The following is a 740-nucleotide window of genomic DNA, read 5'->3' as shown; positions in this document are numbered from 1 at the left end:
AATTTTTTTATTTTAAAAAAAAAAAAATTTATAAATTAAATTAAAAAAAATTTTAAAAAATTAAATTTAATTAGAATAAAAATAAAAATTTGAAAAAAAAAAAAAAAGATAAAAAAAAAAATGAAGGAAATTTTATTTGGTAAAAAAGATAAAAAAAAATAAGAAGCAAAAAATATACCTTTTTTAGGAAAAAAAAAAAGAAAAAAAGGAAAAAAAGAAGAACAGAACACTGCCCCATTGTAAAAAAAAAAACCTCAAGCTGAGAGGGAATATGAAAAAAGGATGAAATTAAAAAGTGAAACTAACAACTAGCATAAAGACTGAAACAGATAGCGATGATGAAAAAGAAAAAAGAAAAAAAAGAGAAGCAAAAAAGAGGAAAAAGAGAAAAAAAAAAAAAAAAAGAAGGAGTCAAGGAGGAAAGAAAAGAATCCAGAGAAAAAACAAAACAGAACTGCCCAAACAAAGCCGGAAAAGAGAAAAAAGAAGAAAGAAAGGAGAAAAAAGAGAAGAAGAAAAAATAGAAAAAATAAAAAAAAAAAAAAAAAAAAAAAAAAAATAAAAATAAATAAAAAAAACAATAACAACAACAAAAATAAAAAAAAAAAAAAAAAAAAAAAAAAAAACAAATAAAATAAAAAAAAAAAATAATAAAGAAAAGGAAATAGAAGAAGAAAAAAAAAAAAATTAAAAAAAAAAAAAAAAAAAAAAAAATAAAAAAAAAAAAAAAATAAAAAAAA

Annotated in this window: 1 protein-coding gene; it reads left to right on the top strand. The window is 17.0% G+C overall.

What is annotated here, in order from left to right; translation table 11 throughout:
* The first annotated feature begins 338 nt into the window (after positions 1-338).
* On the top strand, positions 339-524 hold the full coding sequence (locus tag NG918_RS16720; protein WP_252227173.1) for a hypothetical protein: 186 nt from the start codon (positions 339-341) through the stop codon (positions 522-524).
* Positions 525-740 lie beyond the last annotated feature (216 nt).

It is taken from the genome of Clostridium sp. ZBS2, assembly GCF_023845855.1.
Classification (GTDB): Bacteria; Bacillota; Clostridia; order Clostridiales; family Clostridiaceae; genus Clostridium; species Clostridium aquiflavi.
Note: the sequence above shows the minus strand (reverse complement) of the source record. Positions and strands in the feature narration are given on the sequence as shown.

Excerpts from the sequence above, each read along its gene's own strand:
- NG918_RS16720 (WP_252227173.1), top strand. The coding sequence starts at position 339 with ATGAAAAAGAAAAAAGAAAAAAAAGAGAAGCAAAAAAGAGGAAAAAGA.